The organism is Streptomyces sp. NPDC002130 (genome assembly GCF_040296465.1).
Classification (GTDB): Bacteria; Actinomycetota; Actinomycetes; order Streptomycetales; family Streptomycetaceae; genus Streptomyces.
Genome location: NZ_JBEOXI010001039.1, coordinates 1 through 1,198, shown reverse-complemented (window position 1 = coordinate 1,198; position 1,198 = coordinate 1). Strand labels below are relative to the sequence as shown.

Here is a 1,198-nt window from a genome sequence, read left to right as displayed (position 1 = left end):
CTGTGAAGTCGTTCGACCAACGTTGAATGTCCAAGCTGCTCATTACTTTCCTCCGGTCTACGACCCGGCGACTGTGACCGCACAACGTATGCGAGGCATCGGTCGCGCATGAGAACTATCTGCGAAAATGCGGTTTCCGTTACCGCTGGACCGACCGAACAGCGACGCAGGTTCATTCGAACCTGCTGTTGCAGATTCGTCGAACGGTTGAAAAAAATGCCGTGCAGAAGTTCGAACGAAAAACAGTATCCGCCAAAAGTATTAGCTCGAAAGAACTACGAACCACTCGAGTTCCGCCACATCAGACGGTCACTTCTTCGGCGGGTTTCTCCTCGTGGCTCGCCGCGCCGAAGACAGCCACGGCGACGGCGCCAGCGATCGCTCCGATGAAGCCGACGACGGCAAGCCATTCAAGGCCCGGTCGCGACGCGTCGCCGAGAACCACGTCGCCGACGATTCCCTGAACCAGCGTCTCGCCGACAACCAGAGCCGCTGTCGCGCCGTTGACGGATCCCAGTTGCAACGCGACCGTGTGCAGATAGAAACCGCCCAGACCCGAGACGAGGATTGCCCAGCCGGCCGGATCGCGGAGCATCGTGCCGATTTCGAACGGATCGATTCCGTAGACCACGCGTACGGCAATGGCCAGACAGCCGAACAGCACACCCGAGATCAACCCGGCGACAACTGCTGCGCGTGAGCCCAACCATCGGATCAAACCGATGCCGATCAGCAAGATCAACGCCGAGCCCACGAGGACACCCCAGTGGACGGCGTCGTTGGAACTCCCGCCGCCCGCGTGACCCGACGACAATCCGAGCAGCAGGAGCGATCCGATCACCGCGGCGATCGCGAACCAGTCACGACGACGCAACTGGATGCCCAGGACCACGGTCCCCAGCACTGCCGTGATGACGAGATTGGCGCTGACCACAGTCTGCGACAAGAACAGTGGAATGAGGCGCGCGGAGATGGCACTACCGGCGAATCCGACCGCATCGAGCACGGTGCCCAGGATGAACGATGCAGTCAGCGCGGCGGCGAAGGTCGAACGCAGGGTCGGGCCACCCGACGCCGTCACGTGTCCGGCCTCGCCTCGCTGCTCGGCGGCAGCTGCCGACTTGCGCGCACCGTACGCCTGCAGCACCGATGCAACGCCGTATCCGACGCATGCCACGATCGCGGCAATCAGTCCGAT

Annotated in this window: 1 protein-coding gene; it reads right to left on the bottom strand. The window is 62.2% G+C overall.

Features of this window, described 5'->3' with window-relative positions; genetic code table 11:
- Positions 1–301 precede the first annotated feature (301 nt).
- Positions 302–1,198 (bottom strand): hypothetical protein (locus tag ABT116_RS48180; protein ID WP_351647837.1); only part of this gene is annotated, 897 nt, incomplete at its 5' end.